The following is a 24,986-nucleotide window of genomic DNA, read 5'->3' as shown; positions in this document are numbered from 1 at the left end:
TGCAAAGTTCGATATTGCCGGACTTTGCACAGACTGTCGGATTAAACTTCAAGCACACCCATTTGTTCTTGGCTCCAATGGAGCGCTTCTTGGAAGAAAGCCGGTAAGTCGTCTTGGCTTAACCCCATTTGGCTTGCGCCCTTATTGGCCTTTTCCCAGTGTGCTTGTTCGTAATCGATAACTAAAGTGAGATATGCGGCCAGCTGCCCATCTCGTCTAAGTAATGCATCCTTTATGTCGATGGATAAAGGTAGCTTATTCATCACGCTGTCCATGGATTCATCCAAGATGGCGTCCATCAAGGACATCATGCCGGTCAAAAATGCGGTTCCAGTATCTTTAAGTTTACCGTGTTTTTCAGCCAATAATTCACAGAAACGAGCCCGAGTTAACGACAACTTAATCAGTTCTATAGGTTTTTCTGAAGACACTTGTGCTGCAAAAAGAAGTGACAAGAACTTTTTAAGTTCAGCATTACCCAACACAACTAGCGCTTGTTTAATGGTGGATATTTCAGCGCGGCGTTTGAACGCTGCCGAGTTTGCGTATCGTAGTAGTTTGTAGGAAAGATTGACATCACGTTCAAACACTTGCGTCACGCGTTTTAAGTCCATATCCACCGTTGATGTCTCGTACAACAATTCTGCTAATGCCATTTCGGATGGCGGCAATGCTTTGCTTTGCACCATTTCTGGTTTAGCGAAAAAGAAGCCTTGGAAGAGCGTAAAACCTAAATCCATTGCTTGTTTATACGCATCATACGTTTCTATTTTTTCCGCTACGAGGGAAATATGGGGGAACTCTTCAAGCGCAGCTTTGATTTCTTTAATCGTATCGAGCGTAGTGTTTAAAAAATCAATTTTAATTTGATCAACAAATGGGTAAAAGTGACGCCAGACTTTTTGATGTTGATAATCATCAAGTGCAATCGTGTAGCCTTTTTCTTTGAGCTCCTGCACCGCGGCAAGTAAACGTTTCCCCGGTTGCACGGTCTCTAAAATTTCCACAACGAGTTGTTCTCGCCCAAGCATCGTTGGATAGCCCTTCAGTAGGGTTTCTAAGGTGAAATTGATATAGGCCGGCTTTCCATCGGTGAGGTCTTCTAAGCCGAAATTGAATTGACTACCTTCAATCAAACGGGATGTTGCTTCGTCACCGTCAATATCAGGGAATACATTGCTAACGCCATCACGAAAGAGTAGTTCGTAGCCGATTAAATTTTTGTTAACATCGAGAATAGGTTGGCGTGCCGCATAGAAATACATAAACCACTAAATCCAAAAATATACTTCACAATTTAATAGGAAATATAAGTCAAACTGACTAGGATTTCATTCTTTTTATGAAACTATTCCATGATTTGGTATGGGAATTGGTCAGTTAGTATCGTTCCGAATATTGGAAGAATGTAACGGCTCATCTCAGCGGTTGGAGTTCTGATACTTGAGCATGTTATAGTGGGTATTCTTGTTCAGTAACAGGTCGTTTCCCCAATGCAGGTTGAAAGAGCGTGCGATTGTGAAAGAGACCCATAATAATAGGAGGAAGAATTGGAAACAGGTACTCTGATTTCTTTAGCGGTGTATTTCATCGCAATGCTCGGTATAGGTCTTTATGCATACCAAAAATCAACTAGCGATGCGTCAGGCTATATGTTGGGTGGGCGCAGCTTACCCCGAGTGTAGCCGCACTTTCTGCGGGTGCGTCGGATATGAGTGGTTGGATTTTGATGGGGCTACCTGGTGCGATGTTTGTGTCAGGATTAAGTAGCACTTGGATTGCAATTGGACTTGTGATTGGGGCATGGTGTAACTATTTAATCGTCGCACCGAGACTTCGTGTCTATACCGAAGTTGCCAATGATTCTATTACCATTCCTGATTATTTCGCCAACCGTTTTGAAGATAAAGGCCATGCATTACGCATTGTTTCGGCGCTCGTTATTATCATCTTCTTCACGTTGTACACTTCATCTGGTGTTGTTGCGGGTGGCAAGCTGTTTGAAAACTCGTTTGGAATGAGTTACGAAACGGGCTTGTACGTCACAACAGGTGTGGTCGTGTTATACACGTTATTTGGTGGTTTCCTTGCGGTGAGTTTAACGGATTTCGTGCAAGGATGTATCATGTTCATTGCGCTGATATTAGTACCAACCGTAACTTACAGCTTACTTGATGCGCCGCTTGGCGAAACATTAGTGAACATTAATCCGAATATGCTGAGTTGGATTGGTGCAGGTTCTGCACTGGGTATCATTTCTGCGATGTCTTGGGGATTTGGCTATTTTGGTCAGCCGCATATCATTGTGCGTTTTATGTCTGTTCGTAGTGTTAAAGACATGCCAACGATGCGACGCATTGGGATGAGCTGGATGATAGTTTCAGCACTTGGTGCAGTCTCTACAGGTTTGTTTGGTGCTGCGTATGCCGCGCAAAAAGGTATCGTGGTGGATGATCCTGAAACGATTTTCCTTATCCTTTCTGAGCTATTATTCCACCCATTGATTGCAGGCTTTTTACTCGCGGCGATCCTTGCTGCAATTATGAGTACTATTTCGTCGCAACTCTTAGTGAGTTCAAGTTCATTAACGGAAGACTTTTACAAGATTTTCGTGCGCCCAGATGCTTCTGACAAAGAGCTGGTATTCGTGGGCCGTATCAGTGTTGCATTGGTCGCTGTGCTTGCGATTTACCTTGCGTACGACCGCGACAGCACTATTTTAGGCTTAGTAAGTAACGCTTGGGCTGGGTTCGGCGCGGCATTTGGACCACTCGTGATTATTAGCTTACTGTGGTCCAGAATGAACTTCTATGGTGCGTTGGCTGGTATGGTTTCTGGAGCAGGAACTGTCCTAATCTGGATTTACGCGCCTATCACCATCAATGGTCAATCATTGAGTGGTTTGCTGTATGAAATCGTGCCCGGGTTTATTGTCTCGACACTTGCGATTGTGGTGGTCAGTTTGCTGACTCCAGCGCCAAACGAGAAAATCACCGACACGTTTGAAAAAGTAAAAGCACAATTAAGTTAATCAAAAAGCCGCTGTTTCAGCGGCTTTTTTTGAGGCCGCTCATGCAAGCTTGGCACCGTCGTTTTTTGTCACAACATCAACTCAATCGAGATTATCTTAGCGTAGCCACTAAGCTCGCGCGATGCGCTCTTGCAAAGATTGAAACGTTACCTCGGTTTCCCATCATTGGTATCAACGGTCCGCAAGGCAGTGGAAAATCGACCTTAGCCGATTTTTTGTGTCAATTCCTAGAGAATGAGCGAACGATGTCTGTGGGAGTCGTGTCGATAGATGACTATTATCTGTCGAAATCTCAGCGGCTTATTCTGAGTGAAACGGAGCATCCTCTTTTCAAAACGCGAGGTGTGCCAGGAACACATGAAGTGCGACGAGGCATTCAGGATTTTACGGCTTTCAAGCAAGGTAAACCTATTGCATTACCTCGGTTTGATAAAAGCAGTGACGACAGGGTCGAAGGCTTGCCATTTAACACATTCGATGTACTTATTTTTGAAGGTTGGTGTGTTGGTATAAAACCAGAGACAGAAAGCCGACTGGCAGAAAACACGAATGCGTTCGAAACAACGTTTGATGCAGATGGCACGTTTCGGCGTTGTATCAATAATCACTTAAGTTGCGAATATCAAGAGTGGTTTCAATTTATCGACTATCTTCTATTTTTTAAAATAGAATCCTTTGATTCCATATTAGAATGGCGATTGCAGCAAGAATCTCAACTTTTTGACATGAAAGGCAAAGGGATGTCAGCGCAGCAAATTAGCCAATTCATTCAGTTTTTTGAACGTCTTACCCGCTGGGGACAACGTTCACTGGAGGACAATGCCAACCTTCAAGTGAATGTCGACAAGCGACATAAAATGACGTTAGCATTTAAAGCGCATAGGGATAGACTATGAAATTACCCATTTATCAAGTTGATTCATTTACAAACGAAGTGTTCAGAGGGAATCCTGCGGGCGTTTGCTTGTTAGAGAAATCGATTGATGAATCGATGATGAAATCAATTGCCGCTGAAATGGCGGTATCTGAAACTGCTTTTCTCAACATTAACGACTATTCACTGCGTTGGTTTACACCTGAAGTAGAAGTGGCACTATGTGGTCATGGCACGTTGGCGGCGGTGTGTGTTCTGCAAGAGCTTGGTTTAATGTCGATAGGTGACTCAGTCAGTTTCAAAACCTTATCTGGAAAGTTAACGGCTTCAATTCACAAAAACCAGACCGAATTGCAGTTTCCAATGCCAGAGCTTGAACCAACGAAAATAGCACAACCGTACCTCGACGGGCTTGGTTTAGCGGAACACTCGTTGGTAGAGGGGTTCAATTACGGTGAAAAACAATTACTCATCGTCAACGATGAATCTGTTGTGCTTGAGTTAATGCCTAACTTTAGTGCGCTCAAAGCACTTCCCGGAAGAGGAATTACGGTTGCATCGGCAGCTACGCGAGAGGATGTGGATGTTGTTTCTCGCTACTTTGCACCTTGGGTTGGAGTCAATGAAGATCCCGTCACAGGAACAAGTCACTGTGCACTTGCGAAGTACTTTTCTATGCGTTCGAAAAAAGAAAAATTATTGGGTTACCAAGCATCAAAACGTGGTGGTTTTGTCTCGATGAAAATCGAAACTCAAGGCCTAGTGGTACTCGGCGGGCAAGCCGTGATCTCGCTAAAAGGTCATATTAGCGTCTAAGTAATAAACAGTTACTAAATGCAATGATGTATAGGAGAGAGCTTAGCTCTCTTCATACCATTCTTCTTTTTCAAGCCAAAATATTTGACCAAATCCAGCAATAAAACGCACGCGTTCAACGTCAATTTCCCAAATGTAAAAGTCGCCCAGCTCGGCATACTGTTCGGCATCTCGATACTTCTGGCAAAACAGAGCGATGGATTCTAGAGAGTCTTGACGAGGTTTGCGTTTTGCTTGTCCAAGTAAAGTGATTCTGGCGGCATTCGCTGCACCCAGTTTGTCCTTTTGAAGTACGGTCAATGAGAGCTTGTTGTCTTTCGTGAGATTTTTCGTGTGCTGTGCTAAATCACTTATAAATAGGCAGATATTCCCATTTTCTAAAGATAAAAATTGCACCATTGAACCAAAAGGATAGCCTTCCATCGAGTTTGAAAGCGTCGACAACACTGCGATCTCGCCGTCTTGCAACAGGGATTTTGCCTCTAGTACCGCTTCTTTTCGCATAGTAATCCTTGCAAATTTCAATATATGGTTCAAAGCTTATCAAAGCACAAGGAGAAAATCTCCCGGCTGACAAGCAATATAGTCGAGTTTTGACTAAGATCACTGAATACGCACAGACATGGTGCAATTGCAAAAATGTTTAGAGTAAGTTGTTGGATTTTTAACAACTTTGTATCATAGTGGGCTAAGCTCAAGAACAATAAGAAATTATGTTGAACAAATTGTCTATTAAACAGAAGATTACGCTCGGTTTCAGCGCGCTAGGCACGTTGCTGCTTTTGGCGTGTATCCTTGCTTATATCGCGCTCACGCAAATCCAACAAGCCAATGATCAAGTTAAAAGTGTGGCTGTGCCCGTTCAGCGTGCAGCCGATGCACTACAATTGCAACAGCTCGAATTAAGTAAGCTGCTTGCACAAGCATTTAGTCAGAATGCGAAAAATGAACTAGAAAAAGAACAGCAAGCGTTTTTATCGTTGCTTCAGCGTTATCAATCTCAACAAAATCAATTACTCGCGCTTATTTCTGAAAAGCCCAAATTACAAAGCAAATTGCAAAGCGCCATTGAGCAAAGTAAGAATTTGGCGACTGCAGGGAAACAGTTGTTTGCGTCAAAGCTTGATGTTGAACAACGTCGAGGGCAATTATTACAAGCAACGGCAAAACTTGCTGAGTTTAAAGACGAAGCAAGCGGCGCCATGCTTGATATTGAACTGATTGAAACGGACAAACAGCGCCAATTGGAAGAAGTAGCAGGCACTGGTGTACGAATTGATGACATGCTTTTTACGCTCGGTAACAATAGCAAAGCAATTAGTCAATTGAGTGCGACTGAACTGACCCAACATCAAGATGATATGCGTTTCTTACTGGATAACATCCGTAACAACTATCAGTACTTGCAGCAGCAGGCGCAAGGGCTACCTATGGACGAGCTAAGAAAACGCTATGATGGTGCGATGGCGAACGTAGCGCAGTTTTTAGCGTCACCAGGCACGTTATATCAGGTACAACAACAAAAACTCAGTGCGATTGAAAAAGCGCAACAAGCCTATAGTTCAGCAGAATCAAATGCCAATGAAGTCATTACTTCACTTCAAGAGTTACAAGTGGGTGCAAAAGATCAATTTGAACATTATCAAGATGTTGCGCAGACGAAAATTGATCAAGCTAAAAGCATGGCAATTGTCTTGGCGATGGTGTTTATTGGTCTTGGGGCATTTATTTCCATATCAACAAGTCGAGCGATGCTTGGCCCGCTGAATGCGGTCAATAGAATGCTGAATTACCTCGCTGCGGGAGATTTTTCTCGTCAAATGAATAAGATAAACGACGACGAGTTTGGTCAGCTTATCGACAATATTAATCAGGTAAAAAACAACTTAAGAGGCTTACTTGAAAACATAAATCAGCAGGTACATGAGTTAGAGAATCTCTCACAATCGTCGTTGTCCAGAAGCACTGAAATCGCTTCAAATGCGAATACACAGCAGCAGCGTATGAAGGATGCAACGGATTTGGCGAGTCGTATCTCTCATAGCGCTTCGTTGGTCAGTCAAGAATCTCAAACGAGTTTAGACAGCATTCACGAAGCGGAAAGCGAAGGAAAGCAAGTGACGCGTATCGCAAATGATAACCGCGGACACATTGTCTCTTTGAGTAAACGCATGGATGAAGCGGTGAATATTATGACTAAGCTTACCGCGCACAGCCAAAACATTGGTAGCATCTTAGATACCATTTCGTCTATCGCTGAACAAACCAATTTACTGGCGTTAAACGCTGCGATTGAAGCTGCAAGGGCAGGTGAGCAGGGTCGCGGCTTTGCGGTGGTTGCGGATGAAGTGCGTACCCTTGCGTCCCGCACGCAAGATTCGACGAATGAAATCAACCAGATGATTGCGGCTTTACAACAAGATACATCGATTGCATCTTCGGCGATTAATGCTGGCAAAGAGGATGCGTCGTTGTGCGTTTCTCAAAGTGATGCGTTAGTTAATGCGATGACACAAATCTCAAGCGCGTTGAGTAATGTGATTGTTCTTAGTAGCCGAGTCAGTGAAGCTGCTCATAGTCAGGCGGGCGACTGTCGCAGTATTGAGGGCGTTATGAATGACGCTCAGGAAACTGCGCGGCAAAATGCGAATGCGATGCAGGATATGGCGAAAGGCAGTGCATCGCTGAGCGAATTCGCTGGGCGCTTAACCTCATTGGTTGAGCGATTTAAATTGTAGTTTTTCCCACAAAGGCGAGGCTTGTTGCGTCGCCTTTAAATCTATCTTTCAAGGCTTATTTACCTTAAATGCGCTGTTCACATTTCATTGATGAGGCCTCTTGCTTATTTATGTCTCTGCACTAAACCGTCTGTTCTAATACTTCGATCGGAATAACTGTATTTAAAACGGCTCTACAATCTAACTCTGACATAAAGACAGGCACCGGATAGTCTGGATGCGCCTCGTTTAGCGCAGCTTGAATGAGGTGTTTAATGTCTTGTGCTCGGATTTCAGGTAATTGAGATTGAATATTGGCTTGCTCAAGTAATCGTTCAATGTGAGTTAAAAGGTCTTCGGCTTGTTTTTCCAGTGGGTAATCCATTGAGGTTAATTGACATGCTCTCGCGATTTGCGCGAGTGTTTTATGAATGCGCTTGCCATACCAACGTAAAACAGGCATCAAGAGTACAGCGTTTGCAAGGCCGTGGGGTGTTCCATAGGTTGCACTTAACTGGTGGGAAATGGCGTGAACATAGCCTACGGAAGTGCGAGTAAAGGCTTGTCCAGCGTAGTGCGATGCAAGTAAAAGCGACTCGCGCGCTTCTTTATTTTGTCCATTTTTCAACACTTCAGGTAAATGCTCGAAAATCAACACACAGGCATCGAGGGCTTTTTGTCTAGCAAATGTCATGCAGTTTATGCTTAAAAGCGCTTCGATGGCGTGAGTGAGAGCGTCAATCGCGGTCGTTGCGGTAATGTGAGGGGGCAGTGAGGTCGTTAATTCAGGCATTAGCACCGCATGTTGAGGTACGAGCATAAAATCCGTTGCGGCATATTTTTGTTTGTTTTCAGGGTCATTAATAACAGCGGCAACGGTTGTCTCAGAACCCGTACCCGCGGTAGTCGGAATGGCTATGTTTGGCGGCAAGCGTTTTAACACCTTGAACAGACCTTTTAGTTGCGCAGTAGACTTATTTGGCTTAACGATACGGGCTCCGATAAACTTACCGCAATCTAAAACAGAACCGCCGCCGACGGAGACGATAGCCTGACATTGACTATCTAAATAACACGAAACACCGGATTCAACATTCTCGATTGTGGGGTTGGGTTCAACGTTGCTGTAGACAACAACGTTGAGCTGTGCGTCTTCCAACAGTCGTTTGACAGGCGATGTGACACCAAGCTTTTCAAGCTGTCTGTCCGTGACGAAAAGTACGTTAGAGTTAGGTGCAAGTCCTAATGATGCTATAGCGTTTACAAGTCCTGAGCGTCCACGATGAAGTTTGGGATTTGGTATCCCAATAAAAATGACAATACACTTCAAAATAAAATGGTAAGTTCGGTATAAAAACCTCATGTCAGTTCTCCATCTGAACATTGTTTAAGCAAGACGCACACAGGGTGCATAGCGTCGATAAACTAATGTAACGCAAAGCACCGAATCTGCATTGTCTAATCTAGCATGAATTATTTGTCTTCTCATATTTTATGTCTGTTCAGAATTCGGTCAGAAGTAAATATAAGTGAGCTGCGCTCCAAGAAAAGTTCGGTGCTCCTTGTTGCTCGCCATTCAGGGGGTGATAATTTTCGCGGATTGGGGCATTTCCTGACAATCCGTGAGCATGCGCAAGTAATGTGTCTATGAGTTGTCGAGCTTCATTCTTATAGCCATAGTTGCTAAGCCCTTTGACACCGAAATAAAATTGATCAAGCCACACTCTTCCCCGCCAGTAGATATCAGGACCAAACGCGGGATTATTTAAAGCGGCTGTGGGTAAGGGGACGTAAGTATTGAACTGTGTTTTTGACATCATGTTATCGCGTACGCGCTGCGCTTGTTGAGGCGTTGCAACTTGATTGAAAAGGGGAGACCAACCTTCAGGTCCTTTTCCTCGCACTGTAATGGGCTTGCCGGCACAGCCATTCTCTAATGGCGTTGCTTCAAGACGAATATCGTAAAAATACCCTGAAAGCGGGTCAAACATGCAAGTTTGAATATAGAGGCTGAGCGTTTCGGCTTGTTGCTGAAAATAGGTCGCTTCAGAATCATAGCCTAATGTTTTTGCAATTTTTGCCAAATAGCGGTTGTCAGAAACCAGGTAACTGGCTTGGTCGACGGATTCTTGTAATAACGAAAAACCCAGTAAGTTGCCTTTTTCATTGCGATTCTCACCAAAATCAACGTGCCAGTCGCGTGCTTTGCCTCCTTTGGCAATGTACTCGGTCAGTTGCTCTTGTGAGATAAAACCAAAATTAGCGGCATCGTCTCTGCCGGATTCCCACGATGCTGCTGTTTGCGCAGGCACCTCCACGGGTTGGTGTTTAGCATTAGCTTTCACGTACTGAGTTAAACCATATTGCGTGACTTTTTGTCCATGCTGCTCAATCGTAAACAAGAGCTCACCATTGTCGTTATTATGTGCTTTATCTACCGTTGCACCGTACTCAGGCACGCCATTGTGATTGTGGTCACGGTTTGTCAGCCACCATTGTCGATATGCTTTCAGTTTTGGGTAGAGCTTCGCAAGCCAAACTTTGTCACCGCTTTGCTCATAAACCTGAAAAACAGACCAAGCAGCAAGACTTGGTTTTGAGTTTCGTTCGCTCCAATTACCCCCATCGCCGCCTCGCTCAGGGCTTTTATTAAAGCCAATCAAATCAGGCAACATGCCTGCATCTTGAGGGCGAAGGGGATCTGAAGGCTGGATTTGAGCGTTGAATACGGTGTCTATATTACGTTTTGCCAGTGACGGGTGAAAAGACGCAAGCGCGTATGCTTGTTTCCAAGAATCCCAAGGCCAAGTCAAATTGCCAGAAAACCATCGAGCTGTAACGGAAGGACTTACTGTATCCGTTGAAATGTCGCCAGCAGGGCTACGCCAGTTTGCAATGAGTGTTTCAATGGCTTTTACGAGCATCCGAGCTTTGTCGCCACTGTAATGTGCTACTGGTGACAAATAGCGTTGCCAACGCAGTTCCGACTGAGAGAGATAGGTGTCGGGCGAGCGCAAAATTTGAGCTGTCTTGGTTTGGTGAGCCATTTGCTCAGTTGCATTGTGGAAGTACTGATAAGTAGTGTAAAACGTTTGGCTTTTCTCTATATGGCTTGTTGCACGAAATGAATTCCCATTTATTTCAATGTGCATCGGTAAAGTTTTTTGCATGACATAGCGATTCGTACCTGATGACATCAGTTGCCAGGGTGAACGAACGCGGCCAAATTGCACTTCAAGCCCTGATTGGGTTTGAACATAATGTGGGCTGAATGTTGGAAACAGTTCGGTCAGCGGCTTATTGGCTTCATAGTGTTGGATAAGTTTGCCATCAAAAACTAAAGTGAGTGGAAACGCTGTCGTGATCACGGTTTTGAGTAGGGATGTGCGCTCATCAACAAAACGCAGTGTGAGTGTTACATCCACACCTTGAGCATAGAGATGTTGAGTTAATAAACCCGGCTCACTTTGTACGTCAGCCTTGAGCTGTATTCGCTGGTTGTTGTGATAAAGTGATAGTCGGTCAAAATGTTCATTGAGATAAAACAGGTATTCTTCGAATATAACAGGGGAACCTGGAAAACCGCCTTGTTCAGCGTCTGAACGAGGAAGTAAGTGACCGTGCCACGCACCTTCGTCAAACAAGGGATTAAATGGACTATGTCCGTATTTATCGGTCGGTTTAGACACGGTAGGTTCGCCTAATCGGTCAATCACATTTTGCCATTTTGCTGATACAAAAGGCGATATAAGCAAAAGTGAAAGAGAGGTAACGAGACGCATACAAAACCCTTTTTTGGGATATTGTATGCAATTATAGGTTTGAGTCTAGGCCTTTCTCCATATTTACCTCATATTTTGCTAGCATACTTAGCATATCGTCGTTTAAAACGGCAGAAGTAACCGAGAGTGACTTGAAATTTAGTTGTCGCAAGTTGTACAAATTTATAGCGTTTGGCTTTCTTAACTTTACGATTGCCAGCTTTTTGCTGCCTGTAAGTTTGTATGCCGCAACCCAGAAGACAGATTTTGTTCGCTTAGAATCACTTCTGTTGCATGAGCCCGAGCAAGCGCTGGATACAACCGAGTCTTTACTTTTACAGTCATTTCCTACTCAACAGCCTAACAACCCTATTTGGTTTCAACTCCAAACCATCAAAGCTCGCGCATTACTTAAACTCGGTAAGTTCTCTTTGGCCGAGGCGTTATTGCAATCCCTTGTGGGCTACGATCAGGCTTTTGATAACCTTGAATTGTATGCAACACCCTTTTATTTATTAGGAAAATTACACAATGAACAAGGGAATTATGCGCAAAGCGCTCAAGCGCTGAATCGAGCCAAAGCACTGTTGGGCGAAAACCAAGACTCCATTTTGTATGCGAATTTGCTGTACACAGAAGCGCGTAATTTGCGTTTTCAAGCAAAGTATCAAGATGCCATGGTGCTGTTAAAACAGGCGCAAGTTTTGTATTCCCGTTTTAAGGCGGATGCATTGCTGGCAGACTCCCACAATGGAATGGGGGTCATTTTCAATTACATTGGTGATTTTGACGCAGCGCTGCAAGAGTTCGAAGCCTCATTGAGTATTCAAAAACAGCTTAAAAACCAACAAGGCGTGTCTAACGTTCTGTACAATATTGGCGAAATATACCGCGATACGGGAAAATTTAGCTTAGCATTTTTGTACTTCAAGCAGTCTTTAGCGATAGATAGAACGTTTGGAAACCCCATTCACATCTCGAATAGTTTAGGAAAATTAGCGCAGGTAAGCTTGGAGCTTAATGAAATTCGCAACGCCCGTCGTTATGTAGACGAAGCATTGTTGCTGGTGAAGGCGGCAAAGTCCAAGAGCGACATAAGTTGGCAGTTGAGTATTCTTGCCTCAATCTATCGTAAATCGGGCGACTATGTCCAAGCTCATGCCACTGCTTCGGAGGCGTTAATGCTGGCGGTAGAAAGTGGCGCTAAACGAACTGAACATCTCGTGTTAATGACGCTCTCGGACATAGAAATTGAAAGTAATTTGTTTCCCCAAGCGTTAACCCACCTAAACGCCTTACTAATGGACAAAGTGCTTGGTAAAGAGGAGCGAAGCAAGTTGTTGAAAAATCGAGCCTATGTTTATAAAAATCTAGGGCAGCTGGAAAACGCTATCAAGGATTTAGAAGACTACAATGTCGAAATTCAAGCTTTATATAAAGAGATGACGGAAAAGCAGCTCGAGCGTTACAAGTACAATTCCGAATTTGCGCGGCAGTCAATCGCGTTGGAATTGTCTGAAAAGGAGCAAGGACTGAAAAATGTCATGCTCGAAAACGTGAAGTTAGAGCGTACGTTACTGGCGCTGTTTTTTGCGGTAATGTTGGCGTTTGGTCTCATTTTCCTTTGGCGAATGCAACAGAAACAACGGTTGGTTGAGCTCAAAGCCAAGTTAGTTGCAGACTCTCTTGGCGAGAAAAAACGTCTATTTGCTGATGTTTCCCATGAGCTAAGAACGCCGCTTACAGCCTCGAAGTTAATTGTCGAAGCGCTCATGCATAATATTGAGCCAGATGTGCCAAGTGCCTATGAGCGACTGGATTCAAAGCTTGAGCAATTGGACTCGTTGATTAAGGACATTTATCTCTCCGCTCAGTTTGATGCGGGAGTGGCTAAATTTGAAATCACCATGGTTAATTTAACCGCGCTGGTGGAAGAAATTGTCATTGATTTCAAACCGCTTTTTGCAGCTAAAAAGATTGAACTCGAACACGCCATGCCCGAAGAACATATCATGGTGGAATGTGACCCGAAACGGGCAAAACAGGTTTTTGGTAATATTCTCAAGAATAGTTTGGCTTACACTGAGCCTAATGGTAGGGCGTTCGTGCAACTCGTCAAGCGAGACTGGGGCTGGCTACTTTCTTTTGAAGACAGCTATCCGGGCGTAACGGATGAACAATTATCGCTGGTCTTTGAACGTATGTACCGTTGTGATGCGTCAAGAGGGCGTGACGAAGGTGGCTCTGGTCTTGGCTTATCCATTAGTCAGCAAATTGCAGAAACATTAGGCTGGCATATTTCAGCCCACCATAGTGAACTAGGCGGGCTGCGTATTGATATTCGGTCTTAAAATTTAGAAGCGGTAAGACATACCAACACCCCACGTTGTTGTGTCTAAATCACCCATATCGGTATAACGTACCGCAAGGTTTAGGCCAATACCATTGTTCCATTGATATTCCCAACCTGCTTCAGCAAGGTAACCAAAGCCAGAGTCATCAACCACTTTGGTATTACCATTTTTCATTTCATAGTCATAGCGATGAAGGCCTAATTTGCCGTACACATTGCTGTTTTGTGTTACATCAAATTGTGCTTTCCCGGCGACCACAATGCTGGTGTATTCCAATTTGTTTGCATTTAAATCGAACAATGCGTTGTTTTCTCTTACACATTCGAAACGATCTTTAGTCAGGTCGGTACAATCCCAGTCGTCCAGTTCTGCACCAACACTTAAGCCACCTTCCAAAGAAAACATCGGGTCGAATTGGTAGTTGTAGTAAAGATATAAGTTTGACACGCCGTCACCATCTTTACTTGACGATTTGTACTTTGCACTGCCTGAATGTAATTGAACACCGATTTGGTGTTCATCGTTTGCAAGCGCGTTAGTGGATGTAGCAATAGCTGCGGTTAATAGAGTTAATGTAAGTAGCTTTTTCATTGTTCATTCTCCTTCTGAGTTAGTGAGGCTACTTTACGGTTGAAGTCTTGTTAGAGTCTGTTGGTGGCTTGTAGAAAACTGTGCGGGTGCTGTTAGAAAATGTAAAAGTCGTTGCAAAATGTGTGAGTTACGGGAATTAGTAACTCACAGAATACCGTTAGCGAGGTTTCAATATTTTACCAAGCGCAAACGCTATCAGCGAAAAGCAGAAAAACATCAACATCACCCACGTGATCCCCTGAAGCGCATCTAAGCATGAACGGAAAAGTTCGAGCATGAGGCGGGCGGGGGTTAACTCAGGAGGCGTAAAATTCTCCGTTGCAGGCATCAATTGTTGTTCTAGAAAATACAAGTTGAGGCTTGCCGAGATTCCAACGACATACAGAGCAAAGGTCATGAACTTGCTCCACGAAGTACTTAAGTGCTCTCCAACAATACTTTCAATGACGGCTTGGATTGGGCAGCGAAATAGCCGAGAGGCAATGAAGCTGATGATAAGTCCTACGCTGAACATCGCCACCAGTAACGCATAAAACATGTAGTTGTCTCCTGTTTGGGTCTAAGCGACGGAGCGTATCGCCCACTGAGTGAATCATGGCTTAATTATGGGGAAAAAGCTATTCAGCGTGTTTGTTGTTGAAAGCGTTGGTAAGTGTTGATTGTTTGCCAAGTCAGTATGCCAGCAATACTCGCACTGATGACATGATGCATAATAAGATGGCTGGCAATAAACGCAGGTACATCATGCCACCCCTCAAGGAAAGACAGTTTTAATAGGAGCAGTACATAGGTGACTAAATGTGCATAGATCACAAGTTTGAACTTGGAAATAAAGCGTGTTTTTAACGCTTCATCTAGTCTTAGCAGCCGTGTTTTTATGGTGATAAGCGCAAAGCTTGCTAACCCTATACTGAGTAAACCCAACCCCAATAACGATGTTTTAATGAGTATTAGAACAAGAATAAAAGCAATGATTGGCATGTGGGCTCTCGCAAATTGACGACGCCATTTTAAGACGTTTAGGCTTGGTGTCTATCTGTAGAAATTTGTGAGATTCATCGGAAATTTCTGTTAATTCATATAATGAGCTATTGACCTGAGAGTAATATGTCGGCTACAAATAATACTCAAGAGATTATTAGGTTTTAATCATGACTGTTTTCACGCAAATCAATTTGACGCAACTATGGCAACCATCGGTTACCATGGTGCTCAATTGTATGCGCGGTTAGCAGTATTTACTAACCGCGATGGTAAAAGCGGTTAGTGTATTGTTCTTCCTTCCCTCCTTTACCATCCTGCTAAAAGGATTACGCTAATGTCAGTGCGAATATCGTACCTGTTCGTTATTTTGGTTTGGTCAACAACACCACTTGGGATAGTGTGGAGCAGTGAGACAATTTCCCCCACGCTCAGTGTTTTTTTACGTATGGTTATTGCACTCGTTTTAGCGGCGTTTTTTGTCGCGTTTGCGAACATTCGCGTACCATGGACTCGTTTGTCGTGCTTACAATATTTGTATTCCGCCTTTGGTATCGTTGGAGGCATGCTTTTAAGTTATCTCGCGGCGCAAACTGTGCCATCGGGCGTGATTTCACTGGTGTTTGGGCTTGCGCCGTTTTTCTCTGGCATTTTGGGCTACAAGCTCTTAGGCGAAGCGAAATTTACGCCCGTGAAGCTAGTGGCACTGGGACTTGCACTTGTTGGGCTATACCTCATTTGTGTTGCTCAGTTGCAAGAACTGGAAATTGCCCCAGCTGGCTTGATCTACGTGTTCTTAGCGGTTTGTTCCTTCAGTTTAAGTGGGGTTTTAATTAAGAAGGTTCCAGTCATTGTACATCCCATGGCGACCACCTTTGGCGCATTGGTCTTTGTCACTCCCATACTTGCGACAGTGTGGTGGTTTACCGATGGTCACTTCGAGCCTCAACTTTGGGAAACAAGGTCGATTTGGGCAACGGTGTATTTAGGTGTCTTTGGCTCGCTACTTGGTTTTTTGGCGTACTTTCATGTTTTACAAAAGTTGCCCGCAGGAACCGTTGCGCTTACGACTTTGATTACACCTGGTTTTGCGATTAGTTTAGGTGCATGGCTGAATAACGAACAGTTAACCGCCACTTTGCTAGTCGGTGCGGTTATCGTCCTTAGCAGCTTAGGCCTATTCCAATTTGGCGATAAGTGGTTAGGTAAAAAGTCGTTGTTTAAACAAAAAGAGATGCTGAAATGAGCGATATTTTATATATCACGGGAGCGGGGGTTAGTGCGGAAAGTGGCATCCCCACTTTCCGTGGTGAAGACGGTTATTGGACGATAGGTAGCCGAAACTACACGCCTCAGCAAATGGCGACTAGAGCGATGTATGAGTATAACCCAAGCGAGTTTTTAAGATGGTATTACCATCGCTTTGTGACTTATCGCCATCATGGTCCGAATAGCGTTCATCATTGGTTGCATGATAAGCGCCTTATCACTCAAAACATTGACGGATTGGACGGCAAAGCTGGGAATAACAACTATATTTCTATTCATGGCCGTCTTGATGAAGTCACGCGATTTCATGCACAAGGTGAAGCGGTTGAACGTATTAAAGCGCCATGGGATGAGGTTGATGAACGCAACTTAACAAGTTCGTTGCTTGAGTTGTTTCGAATAGGTCAAAACGGGCCAATATTGAACGAGTCCTTAAAACCGTACGTGTTGTTGTTCGATGAATACTATACGGAGCTTTATGAAATTAGCCGTGCGCAGCAATGGATGTTGGCCGCGGAGAAAATCGTTTTCATGGGGACGTCGTTCAGCGTCAATATAACCAACATGGCGCTGGAGATCGCGCGACATCAAAATACACCGATAGAGGTGGTCGACCCAAGTCCTGCTCACGTTTTGCACTCTAACGTTCAGTATTTTCCGATGACGGCGCGAGAGTATATTGAATCGAGAGATGAGATTAGGTAAAGCGTGAAATAAAAACACGACTCTCAGGGTCTTGTTGCCTATTCAGCAAAATGAATAGGAAAATGAGTGTTGTATATTGAATCGGTATTGAAAGTACTTGTTGTGCTCAGTTTAGTTTTACTCGGGGTGTCTTTTGCGTTTTCGGGTAATGATAGAGCACTGATTGCACTCGTGCAGTTTTATCATCTTGATGGTGTCGTCCAACAGCATTTAGTGCGCTACGCCGTAGCCGTATATGCCATTTTTTGCGGGGCGCTTATTGGTTGGCCTGACTCAACTCAAAAGCGCTTACCCTTTCTAGGTTTTGTCTTGTTTTTTGCATTTGTGCCTTTACTTACGCTGTTTAGTCCAACACGTTGGATAGCTGATTTAGGCGGATTTCCAGTGATTGGTTCGGGTCAAGGGATCATAAAATATTACGCGCTAATTCCTCTTGCCGTGTATCTTTTCTATCGTGAGGCCTTGTCGCCACGAGGGCACGCCTTGTTTAACGCATCAAGCATTGTGATGGTGCTAGTGTGGATTGGCGGCATGAAGTTCACCACCATTGAGGCGAAGGGTATTGAAGATTTGTTGATCTCTTCTCCTTTTTTAAGCTGGCTTTACACGTTTTTCTCGGTGCAAGAAGCCTCAAACCTAATAGGGGTATATGACCTGCTGTTTGCGCTGCTTTTAGCTATCGGGCTCTTACTGAAAAAACCGATGTGGGCATTCTTAGGGTTATTGGGTGCAAGTGCCGTGTTTTTTGTGACACAAAGCTTCTTATTCTCCGTGTCGGGCGCGTTGTCGAGCAGTACATTGCTCTCTGGTACGGGACAATTTCTAATAAAAGATTTGTGGTTTATTGCGAATGGTTGTGTGGTATTACTTTATTTACATCGTCAGCTCCCATTTTTTCATCAAGCGTCACACCCAGCCGAACATGCTGTTTAGTTTGCACTTAGTCATCGCTGGGTACAAAGTGTTCCGCACCGATAGGTTGATATGTACTCGGCTTATCAACCTCTTGTACCCAAAGTGACTGATAGAGCGAAGGCTTGAGCAGAGGGCGAAATGCCTCGACGTGATGAAAATCAGGGTCAAGCCAAGCGTCTATGAGATTCCGGTCGTTGGGAAGCATCATTGGACAAGCTTTATCGTGATAGCACTGCAATTTAGGATGGGGTGGCAGTGTGATAATTGAACAAGAATAGAAAGGGGCATGCAGATGAGTGTGTTGCCATATACTATAGAGTCCAGCAAATAGAATTGGTTCATGTGCAGTTCTAAAATCGAAATAACGCTTCACTTTTCCTGTTTCTTGCGTTTCACCAAAGCCATTGGCGATGATAATGCATCGACTAGACTGGAAGGGATGATAAGCTGCGCTGGATGGTATAAACAGTTTATCATAACGACTGTTAAAAGAAGTATAACGGCTAGGTCGAAAGCCGTTTTCAGTCGCCTCTTGCAACAACCACCACGCAGCCGATTGAACCCGTCGTTGTGTCATCGGCCCTGTAGAGGCTTTCACTTTTTCTTCAAGCACAATACTGATTTCCTGAGTGGCGCGAATAAATCGACCTAAGTGTTTGGGTTCGTAGGGGTTTTCAATACCAAAGTCCAATAGGATCTGGGTTATCCACGGATCATCGGTAATATTCAAACGGCCACACATTGAAAAATCCCCTTGCAGAATACGAAAGTATAAATATACTGTACATATATACAGTAAAAGTGTGACTATGAACAAGCTCATTGATTTATTAACGCACCGTCACTTAGTGTGGCAGGGAAATCGCGAACAGCCAGTGACAGAAACCATTGCAAGTGGCTTTGCAGAGGTTGATAGCGTGCTGGCCGGTGGTTTTCCGTTGCAAGGGGTTATAGAACTCGACACTGGTGTTGGGATTGGTGAATTGCGATTTTTGTTACCCAGTTTGGCTAAACAAACTCGACTTATTGCGTTTATCCATCCCCCAGCTCAAGTCAATGCACAAGCGTTAGTACATGCAGGTGTTGCGGCGGAGCGTGTGCTGGTCATCGAGCCCAAAACAACGCAAGAGGCCTTGTGGGCGGCAGAATGGTGTGCCAAAAGTGGTGCGTGTGCCAGCGTTTTACTCTGGCAGGATGACTTAGCGATTCATCAAGTTAAACGTTTACAGCTTGCGGCGGCGGGTGGAGAGGCTCAAGTGTGGCTGTTACGCCATGATATCCGTGAAAGCTTCGCGTTGCCTTGGACATTAAGCATGCGCTTATTAGCTACAGAAGAAGGGGTGGAGGCAACGGTGAACAAACGCAAAGGAGGTTGGTCATCACGACCTTTTAAAGTGAACTTTCAATCGCAGTGGGCTGATCTCGTGTTAATGCCCGAACCTTCTGCAGAGATTTTTCCATTTCAGGCGATGCAGCACGCCGCGAAGTAGTAGAGTTATATTATGGCACTTTGGTTATATCTTCATTTTCCTCAGTTGCAGCTGGACAGTGTTTTTCCACAAGTTGATGAGGTATCCGGTCAGCAAATTGAGTCACCGATTGTCATTGTGGCGGGTAAACGTAATGAAGTGATACAAGCCAATGCCGTTGCGAAGCAAATGGGCATTAAACTCGGCATGGGATTGGGGGCGGCGGCGGCTCTTTCTCGAGCGTTGGTAGTCCATCCATATGATGAGCCGCTGACCAAAACACGATTAATAGAACTGGCAGATTGGTTGTACCTAGTGAGTGCTGATTTGGCGTTATTTGAACCGGATGGCATAGCATTAAAGGTGACAAATATGTTGGCGCTTTATGGTGACATCACGCATTACTGGCAGCACATCCAATCACACTTAGCCATGTTTGGTGTTGAATATCATTACGCATGTGGTCATTCGCCTTTGGCTGCTCGTTTGTTGGCAAAACAACGATGCGATATTGTCAGTGATGATGAAATGCAGTTGTTGACGCTACTGAAGCAACAATCGTTGAGTGCTGCTGAGCTGAGTCAGGTGTTGCATGAGCCTTTATCTCGTTTAGGGCTACGCACGATGCACGAGCTCTTGGCCATTCCTCTGGCTGAACTCGGACGGCGATTTGACCAAGCCTTAGTGCAGTACGTAGGCCGCTTACTCGGGCATTTTCAGCATCCACTCGCTTACTATCAGCCACCTGAAACATTCTGTCGTACACTGCACTTGTTGTTTGAATTGGAGAGCTTAGATTGGCTGGTGAAACCTCTTACGCATTTGCTGACGCAATTAGAGACGTTTTTACGTGTGCGAGACAAACTCGCGTATGAACTCAAACTGACCTTGACGATGCGAGATGTACCGGATCAGGACATCTTAATCGCTGCAGCAGAAGGAGAATACCGTGCGAGTGGGTGGCTTAAGCTCAGTACGTTAACGTTGAGTAATGTGACTTTAGAGGCACCATTGCAAGCCTTGACGCTTAAAGTAGAGCACATGCAGCCGCGAGCCGAGGAAGCGCGCGATTTATTTAGCGTAAAACGCAAAGGCCTTACCGCCAAAGCGCTGTTATCGATTCTTCAAGCGAAACTTGGCAAAGACGCCATTAGAGGCGTTTGTGTAACGGATGATCCGCGCCCAGAATTTGCTACTCAATATGTTGTTCCATTGAGTGAATCGCATACCTCATTTGAGACGGTAATGTTGCGGCCCACGTTTTTGTTCCCCACACCAAAACCTTTGTCACAACACGTTGTGATTGTGCATGGACCTGAGCGGCTGACAACGGGTTGGTGGGATGGCCAACCACAAGTACGTGATTATTTTATCGCACGTGATACGCAAGGTTGTTGGTTGTGGATATTCCGCACGGAGACACAACACTGGTTTATGCACGGGATGTTTAGCTAAATGGCGTATGCAGAACTGTTTTGCCAGAGTTATTTTTCTTTTCTTGAAGGGGCATCCAGTCCGGAAGAGTTAGTGAAGCGAGCAGCTCAGCTAGACTACGAGGCTATTGCGATTACCGATGAGTGTTCTGTTGCGGGTGTTGTTCGTGCCTATCGTACTATCAAAGATCTCAATTTACCGATTAAATTAATCGTGGGTTCTTTCCTTAGGCTGAATTCGTTGCGGGTAGTGTTAATTTGTCCAACACGCAGTGCTTATGCAGAGCTGTGTCGGACGATCACGAATGCAAGGCGTCGTGCGGGAAAAGGCCAATATCAGTTAGCTGAATGGGATTTAATGTCCCTTAAGCAGTGTTATCTGTTGTGGTTACCGAACCTGGATGAACAAGATGAATACTGGGCAAAATGGTTGCTAAAGCATCATACAGGCCGAATTTGGTTAGGTTTAACTCGTACACTTCAACACGCGGAACATCGGTATTTGGCGCATTGCAAGGCGTTAAGTGAGCAGTTTTCATTGCCTATTTGTGCGTGTGGTGCGGTATTGATGCACGATGCCAGCCGTCTTTCTTTACAGCATGTGGTTACGGCGATACGTCATAATGCCCCCGTACACGAAATTAAATCTAAGTTATTGGTCAATGGTGAACGGGCTTTACGTACACAAGCAAAGCTCGCAAAGTTGTTCCACTCTGAATGGATGGCTGAAAGCAGTCAAATAGCCGCACAATGCAAGTTTGATTTAGGTTCCTTACGCTATGAATACCCAGAAGAACTTGTTCCAGCAGGACAAAGCGCCATGGCGTATCTGCGGGCTTGCGTTGAGGTTGGTAAGTTGCAGCGGTTCCCTGAAGGCGTGCCAGTAGACATCGAGTCTACTATCGAAAAAGAGCTTACCCTTATCGAGGAGCTTAATTACCCTTATTTCTTCTTAACGATTTATGATGTGGTGTGTTTTGCTAAGCAGCAAGGGATCCTCTATCAAGGACGAGGATCCGCGGCAAATTCGGTTGTTTGTTATTGTCTTGGGATCACATCGGTTGATCCTCGGCAAATTTCGGTGTTGTTTGAGCGCTTTATCAGCCGCGAACGAAACGAACCGCCGGATATCGATGTGGACTTTGAACATGAACGGCGTGAAGAGGTGATCCAATACCTCTATAAGAAATACGGACGTGAACGGGCTGCACTCGCCGCGACGGTGATCACGTATCGCTTTAAAAGTGCGGTGCGTGACGTCGGTAAGGCGCTTGGAATACCGCTCACGCAGTTGGAATACTTCATTAAGAATGTAAATCGACGTGACCGAACATTCAATTGGCAAACACAAGTGGTCGAGTTAGGACTGTGCCCTGAAACCTTGAAAGGCCAGCAGTTTATTTCTCTGGTGAACGATATTCTGGGTTTTCCGCGCCATTTATCGCAGCATGTGGGTGGCTTTGTTATTTCAAGAGGACCTCTTTATGAACTCGTCGCCGTTGAAAATGCGGCAATGGCTGAGCGTACGGTGATCGAATGGGATAAAGATGATCTCGAAACATTGGGGCTATTGAAAGTTGATGTGCTGGCGCTAGGTATGTTAAGTGCAATACGAAAAGCTTTTTCGTATATTCAGGCTCATACAGGACATGCTTTAAGTATTGCTGAGATCACTCGAAAACAAGACGATGCGAACGTCTATGCTATGTTGCAAAAGGCTGACACAGTTGGGGTGTTTCAAATTGAGTCACGGGCACAAATGAGCATGCTGCCACGGCTTCGGCCCGCGACCTATTATGATCTCGTCATTCAAATTGCCATTGTTCGACCAGGGCCCATTCAAGGAGACATGGTTCACCCTTTTTTGAAGCGTCGCAATGGAGAAGAACCGATTACCTATCCTTCAAAAGAGGTTGAAGCGGTCTTGGCGAGGACCATGGGCGTGCCAATTTTTCAAGAGCAAGTGATTAAACTGGCAATGGTCGCAGCCGGATTTACTGGAGGCGAAGCGGATCAGCTACGCAGAGCAATGGCATCCTGGAAGAAAAATGGTGAACTGTTGCCGTTTCGTGACAAACTTATCAAAGGGATGCAGATGAGGGGATACCAAACCTCGTTTGCGGAACGTATTTTTGAACAAATTTGTGGTTTCGGTGAGTATGGTTTTCCTGAAAGTCACTCGGCATCATTTGCGGTATTAGCGTACGTATCCGCGTGGTTAAAATACTATTATCCAGCCGTTTTTTATACCGCCATTTTAAACAGCTTACCGATGGGGTTTTACAGTGCCTCACAGCTAGTACAAGATGCAAAACGTCATGGAATTGAGGTTCTTCCTGTTTGCATTAATAACTCAGAGTACGATCATCAGGTATTGAAAACCGCAAAGGATGCATATGAAATTCGCTTAGGTTTTCGGCAAATAAAAGGTTTTAGCAGAGCGATAGCGGAACGGATCGAAACAGGGCGTCCTGAACAGGGTTATCAATACCTAAATCAACTCGTTATGCTTGGGTTGGATAAAGGCGCTTTAGCGCGCTTAGCGTCGGCCAATGCGCTGATCTGTTTTGGCACAGATCGCTATCAAACGCGGTGGGATTTAATGGATAACGCACAAACGCTGCCACTTTATCAGCAATCCATTGAAGAGCCGGTAGCATTTTTCAAAGCCCCCGATCCTTTTTCGACACTGCATGAAGATTACGCCACATTAGGATTAAGTCTTGGCAAGCATCCCATCACATTGTTAGATGAGGTTGGAGTGCTACCAAAATTTACTAGGCAGCAGCAGTTGCCACAGAAACCTCATAAGTCAATAACGACGGTGATTGGGTTGGTAACAGGGAAACAATCGCCGGGAACGGCTGGAGGCGTTACTTTCTTCACGCTAGAAGATGACACAGGGAATATTAATGTCGTTGTTTGGGCGGGGACAGCTCGGGCACAAAAGCAAGCGTATCTGACCGCCAGATTACTGGAAGTAAAAGGGATTGTTGAACGAGAAGGTGATGTGATCCACGTTATTGCTGGACGGCTTATTGACCACAGCGGCTTACTTGATCAACTTAAGCCTAAATCACGCGAGTTCCATTAAGTGAAAGAGCCTTAGCCTAAAGGGCAGATCTGAAACTAGGGGGGTTAATCAAATCGGATAGTCGCAAAGTGTTAAAAGCGGACATAGGATTTACAGTCGGTCTACGGGGCTGACCGTTTGATTGAACCGAGAACCGATTACGTGTGTATATATTTCCGTTGTTTTTAAATCAGTGTGGCCGAAGAACTCCTGAACTGTCCGTATGTCTGCACCACTTCTAAGTAGTTGGTGGCAAAAGAATGTCTAAATGTATGTGCTTTAACTCGTTTGCCGATACCTGCACTAACAAACGCTTTTCTAAGTTGCTTTCGAAATGCTGTCTCATGGATATGATGCCGACAACTATATTCATCATAAGGGTGAATACAGCGAATTGTTGACGGAAAAAGAAATTGCCACGAAAGGTCTTGAATCGCATTCCCGTATTTACGTATCCGTGCTGGGGGACGTGACGTAATCCATAGCCTTCATTCAAGTCTTTATTGTGCATCGTTTTTACTTTGTCTATTTGGTTAGAAATGGCTTGCGCCAGCGACTTAGGCAAAATACTAGCGTCGGCGCTATGCTTCGCGGCTGATATTTACCAAGTACCTACATCCGTATACTCCCAAGGCAAGCTGGTTGCATCTCCAACCATGGTGGTTGAGGCAGATAAAATGGCGTCAATCAATATGGGTAATGACTTTAGCGATGGCCTCACTGTTAAACCAAACCAAGATGAAACAGCAAGTATGGTTGCTGATATTACTGTTGGTGATAGCTCAATAAATCCTTCATTCACTGTTGCCTACGGCAAGGAAGTAAGAATCGAGATTGGCGCTCAAAAACTGACACTGCAGGTGAATAAGGTTGGCAGCTAATAAGTTGCTTAATTTTTCGTTCCGGCCACAAACAGCGTGGTCTGAACTGCCTAAGCAGCGGTAGCCAATTAGCAAAGTGTTAGTTGCCTTATTAATATCATCTGTTCAGTTTACTG

Annotated in this window: 20 protein-coding genes and 2 pseudogenes; 13 read left to right on the top strand and 9 right to left on the bottom strand. The window is 44.6% G+C overall.

The window, feature by feature from the left end; all coding sequences use genetic code 11:
* Positions 1-41 precede the first annotated feature (41 nt).
* The gene (locus tag NI389_RS03690; protein WP_308361620.1) at positions 42-1,265 is read right to left on the bottom strand and encodes an EAL and HDOD domain-containing protein; all 1,224 of its coding nucleotides are present in this window, start codon (positions 1,263-1,265) and stop codon (positions 42-44) included.
* Positions 1,266-1,550: 285 nt separating this feature from the next.
* Between NI389_RS03690 and putP the strand changes: the two are divergent.
* From putP to NI389_RS03675, 3 genes and pseudogenes are all read left to right on the top strand, one after another.
* A pseudogene (gene putP / locus NI389_RS03685) lies at positions 1,551-3,031 on the top strand (sodium/proline symporter PutP).
* Between the two features lie 41 nt (positions 3,032-3,072).
* Positions 3,073-3,927 carry a kinase gene (locus tag NI389_RS03680; protein WP_308361619.1) on the top strand — a complete coding sequence of 285 codons (855 nt, stop codon included), beginning with the start codon at positions 3,073-3,075 and terminating at the stop codon, positions 3,925-3,927.
* Positions 3,924-4,721: a PhzF family phenazine biosynthesis protein gene (locus NI389_RS03675; RefSeq protein ID WP_308361617.1), complete on the top strand. Its 798-nt coding sequence runs from the start codon at positions 3,924-3,926 to the stop codon at positions 4,719-4,721. The genes NI389_RS03680 and NI389_RS03675 overlap by 4 nt, the downstream gene beginning before the upstream one ends.
* A gap of 42 nt (positions 4,722-4,763) precedes the next feature.
* Here NI389_RS03675 and NI389_RS03670 read toward each other — a convergent pair whose 3' ends face one another.
* Entirely contained in the window at positions 4,764-5,225 is a 462-nt protein-coding gene (locus NI389_RS03670; protein WP_308361616.1) for a HugZ family pyridoxamine 5'-phosphate oxidase, read from the bottom strand.
* Between the two features lie 209 nt (positions 5,226-5,434).
* Here NI389_RS03670 and NI389_RS03665 point away from each other — a divergent pair, with 209 nt between their 5' ends.
* Positions 5,435-7,459 carry a methyl-accepting chemotaxis protein gene (locus tag NI389_RS03665; RefSeq protein WP_308361615.1) on the top strand — a complete coding sequence of 675 codons (2,025 nt, stop codon included), beginning with the start codon at positions 5,435-5,437 and terminating at the stop codon, positions 7,457-7,459.
* Between the two features lie 121 nt (positions 7,460-7,580).
* Here NI389_RS03665 and NI389_RS03660 read toward each other — a convergent pair whose 3' ends face one another.
* A complete protein-coding gene (locus NI389_RS03660; RefSeq protein WP_308361614.1) occupies positions 7,581-8,801 on the bottom strand; it encodes an iron-containing alcohol dehydrogenase in 1,221 nt (406 codons plus the stop codon).
* Between the two features lie 139 nt (positions 8,802-8,940).
* The gene (gene ygjK / locus NI389_RS03655) at positions 8,941-11,220 is read right to left on the bottom strand and encodes an alpha-glucosidase (RefSeq protein ID WP_308361613.1); all 2,280 of its coding nucleotides are present in this window, start codon (positions 11,218-11,220) and stop codon (positions 8,941-8,943) included.
* A gap of 131 nt (positions 11,221-11,351) precedes the next feature.
* Between ygjK and NI389_RS03650 the strand changes: the two genes are divergently transcribed.
* Entirely contained in the window at positions 11,352-13,550 is a 2,199-nt protein-coding gene (locus tag NI389_RS03650; protein ID WP_308361612.1) for a tetratricopeptide repeat protein, read from the top strand.
* A gap of 3 nt (positions 13,551-13,553) precedes the next feature.
* On the opposite strand, the gene NI389_RS03645 is transcribed toward NI389_RS03650, so the two are convergent.
* The 3 genes from NI389_RS03645 to NI389_RS03635 form a co-directional block, all read right to left on the bottom strand.
* Positions 13,554-14,144: a porin family protein gene (locus tag NI389_RS03645; protein ID WP_308361611.1), complete on the bottom strand. Its 591-nt coding sequence runs from the start codon at positions 14,142-14,144 to the stop codon at positions 13,554-13,556.
* 157 nt (positions 14,145-14,301) lie between these two features.
* Complete coding sequence (locus tag NI389_RS03640) at positions 14,302-14,682, bottom strand: hypothetical protein (RefSeq protein ID WP_308361610.1); 381 nt, start codon at positions 14,680-14,682, stop codon at positions 14,302-14,304.
* Between the two features lie 83 nt (positions 14,683-14,765).
* Positions 14,766-15,125, bottom strand: a complete 360-nt coding sequence (locus NI389_RS03635; RefSeq protein ID WP_308361609.1) for a hypothetical protein — start codon at positions 15,123-15,125, stop codon at positions 14,766-14,768.
* 337 nt (positions 15,126-15,462) lie between these two features.
* On the opposite strand from NI389_RS03635, the gene NI389_RS03630 reads away from it, so the two are divergent.
* From NI389_RS03630 to NI389_RS03620, 3 genes are all read left to right on the top strand, one after another.
* Positions 15,463-16,371, top strand: coding sequence for a DMT family transporter (locus NI389_RS03630; protein ID WP_308361608.1), 909 nt, complete (start codon positions 15,463-15,465; stop codon positions 16,369-16,371).
* Positions 16,368-17,099, top strand: coding sequence for an SIR2 family NAD-dependent protein deacylase (locus NI389_RS03625; RefSeq protein WP_308361606.1), 732 nt, complete (start codon positions 16,368-16,370; stop codon positions 17,097-17,099). The genes NI389_RS03630 and NI389_RS03625 overlap by 4 nt, the downstream gene beginning before the upstream one ends.
* 66 nt (positions 17,100-17,165) lie before the next feature.
* The gene (locus tag NI389_RS03620; protein ID WP_308361605.1) at positions 17,166-18,032 is read left to right on the top strand and encodes a DUF417 family protein; all 867 of its coding nucleotides are present in this window, start codon (positions 17,166-17,168) and stop codon (positions 18,030-18,032) included.
* Between the two features lie 7 nt (positions 18,033-18,039).
* On the opposite strand, the gene NI389_RS03615 is transcribed toward NI389_RS03620, so the two are convergent.
* Complete coding sequence (locus NI389_RS03615; protein WP_308361604.1) at positions 18,040-18,756, bottom strand: SOS response-associated peptidase family protein; 717 nt, start codon at positions 18,754-18,756, stop codon at positions 18,040-18,042.
* Positions 18,757-18,823: 67 nt separating this feature from the next.
* On the opposite strand from NI389_RS03615, the gene imuA reads away from it, so the two are divergent.
* The 3 genes from imuA to NI389_RS03600 are packed head-to-tail and all read left to right on the top strand — an operon-like array spanning position 18,824 to position 24,010.
* Positions 18,824-19,504, top strand: a complete 681-nt coding sequence (gene imuA, locus NI389_RS03610; protein WP_308361603.1) for a translesion DNA synthesis-associated protein ImuA — start codon at positions 18,824-18,826, stop codon at positions 19,502-19,504.
* 12 nt (positions 19,505-19,516) lie between these two features.
* Complete coding sequence (locus NI389_RS03605) at positions 19,517-20,938, top strand: Y-family DNA polymerase (protein ID WP_308361602.1); 1,422 nt, start codon at positions 19,517-19,519, stop codon at positions 20,936-20,938.
* Complete coding sequence (locus NI389_RS03600) at positions 20,939-24,010, top strand: error-prone DNA polymerase (RefSeq protein WP_308361601.1); 3,072 nt, start codon at positions 20,939-20,941, stop codon at positions 24,008-24,010.
* 90 nt (positions 24,011-24,100) lie between these two features.
* Here NI389_RS03600 and NI389_RS03595 read toward each other — a convergent pair.
* Positions 24,101-24,375: pseudogene (locus tag NI389_RS03595) on the bottom strand (tyrosine-type recombinase/integrase).
* Between NI389_RS03595 and NI389_RS03590 the strand changes: the two are divergent.
* On the top strand, positions 24,324-24,467 hold the full coding sequence (locus NI389_RS03590; RefSeq protein ID WP_308361600.1) for a hypothetical protein: 144 nt from the start codon (positions 24,324-24,326) through the stop codon (positions 24,465-24,467). The pseudogene NI389_RS03595 and the gene NI389_RS03590 overlap by 52 nt on opposite strands.
* A 61-nt stretch (positions 24,468-24,528) precedes the next feature.
* Entirely contained in the window at positions 24,529-24,870 is a 342-nt protein-coding gene (locus NI389_RS03585; RefSeq protein WP_308361599.1) for a hypothetical protein, read from the top strand.
* Positions 24,871-24,986: the final 116 nt, after the last annotated feature.

This window comes from Pseudoalteromonas xiamenensis, from assembly GCF_030994125.1.
Taxonomy (GTDB): domain Bacteria; phylum Pseudomonadota; class Gammaproteobacteria; order Enterobacterales; family Alteromonadaceae; genus Pseudoalteromonas; species Pseudoalteromonas xiamenensis_B.
The sequence above is the reverse complement of the archived record's forward strand: the minus strand, read 5'-3'. Positions and strand labels throughout refer to the sequence as shown.

Bases quoted from the DNA above. Each gene is read 5' to 3' on its own strand.
- imuA (WP_308361603.1), top strand. From the start codon at position 18,824: ATGAACAAGCTCATTGATTTATTAACGCACCGTCACTTAGTGTGGCAG.
- NI389_RS03605 (WP_308361602.1), top strand. From the start codon at position 19,517: ATGGCACTTTGGTTATATCTTCATTTTCCTCAGTTGCAGCTGGACAGT.
- NI389_RS03680 (WP_308361619.1), top strand. From the start codon at position 3,073: ATGCAAGCTTGGCACCGTCGTTTTTTGTCACAACATCAACTCAATCGA.
- NI389_RS03590 (WP_308361600.1), top strand. From the start codon at position 24,324: ATGCTGTCTCATGGATATGATGCCGACAACTATATTCATCATAAGGGT.
- NI389_RS03660 (WP_308361614.1), bottom strand. From the start codon at position 8,801: ATGAGGTTTTTATACCGAACTTACCATTTTATTTTGAAGTGTATTGTC.
- NI389_RS03670 (WP_308361616.1), bottom strand. From the start codon at position 5,225: ATGCGAAAAGAAGCGGTACTAGAGGCAAAATCCCTGTTGCAAGACGGC.
- NI389_RS03635 (WP_308361609.1), bottom strand. From the start codon at position 15,125: ATGCCAATCATTGCTTTTATTCTTGTTCTAATACTCATTAAAACATCG.
- NI389_RS03690 (WP_308361620.1), bottom strand. From the start codon at position 1,265: ATGTATTTCTATGCGGCACGCCAACCTATTCTCGATGTTAACAAAAAT.
- ygjK (WP_308361613.1), bottom strand. From the start codon at position 11,220: ATGCGTCTCGTTACCTCTCTTTCACTTTTGCTTATATCGCCTTTTGTA.
- NI389_RS03615 (WP_308361604.1), bottom strand. From the start codon at position 18,756: ATGTGTGGCCGTTTGAATATTACCGATGATCCGTGGATAACCCAGATC.
- NI389_RS03640 (WP_308361610.1), bottom strand. From the start codon at position 14,682: ATGTTTTATGCGTTACTGGTGGCGATGTTCAGCGTAGGACTTATCATC.
- NI389_RS03625 (WP_308361606.1), top strand. From the start codon at position 16,368: ATGAGCGATATTTTATATATCACGGGAGCGGGGGTTAGTGCGGAAAGT.
- NI389_RS03675 (WP_308361617.1), top strand. From the start codon at position 3,924: ATGAAATTACCCATTTATCAAGTTGATTCATTTACAAACGAAGTGTTC.
- NI389_RS03665 (WP_308361615.1), top strand. From the start codon at position 5,435: ATGTTGAACAAATTGTCTATTAAACAGAAGATTACGCTCGGTTTCAGC.
- NI389_RS03600 (WP_308361601.1), top strand. From the start codon at position 20,939: ATGGCGTATGCAGAACTGTTTTGCCAGAGTTATTTTTCTTTTCTTGAA.
- NI389_RS03585 (WP_308361599.1), top strand. From the start codon at position 24,529: ATGGCTTGCGCCAGCGACTTAGGCAAAATACTAGCGTCGGCGCTATGC.
- NI389_RS03630 (WP_308361608.1), top strand. From the start codon at position 15,463: ATGTCAGTGCGAATATCGTACCTGTTCGTTATTTTGGTTTGGTCAACA.
- NI389_RS03645 (WP_308361611.1), bottom strand. From the start codon at position 14,144: ATGAAAAAGCTACTTACATTAACTCTATTAACCGCAGCTATTGCTACA.